1 protein-coding gene is annotated in these 355 nt (G+C 65.1%); it reads left to right on the forward strand.

What is annotated here, in order from left to right; genetic code table 11:
- On the forward strand, positions 1-355 hold a 355-nt coding region (locus XalbCFBP2523_RS16020; protein WP_146084164.1), incomplete at both ends, for a condensation domain-containing protein.

Consider the following 355-nt stretch of genomic DNA (forward strand, 5'->3'; position numbering starts at 1 on the left):
GCGAGGTGTTGCAACAACAGGCCGCATACTGGCGCGAGGCGCTGTCTGGTGCGCCGGTACTGCTGGAACTGCCGACGGATCGTCCGCGTCCGGCGCGGCAAGAGCATGCCGGCGCGATGTTGGAAGTGGTCGTGGAGCCACAGCAGGCGCAGGCGCTGAAGGAACTCAGCCAGCGGCATGGGCTGACGCTGTATATGACGCTCCTGGCGAGTTGGGCGTTGCTGCTATCGCGCTTGTCTGGACAGGACGATGTGGTGATCGGCAGCCCGGTGGCCAATCGTGGGAGGTCGGAGACCGAAGGGCTGATCGGGTTCTTCGTGAACACGCTGGCGTTGCGGGTGGAGGTGTCGGGTTC

Source organism: Xanthomonas albilineans (assembly GCF_002939705.1).
Classification (GTDB): Bacteria; Pseudomonadota; Gammaproteobacteria; order Xanthomonadales; family Xanthomonadaceae; genus Xanthomonas_A; species Xanthomonas_A albilineans.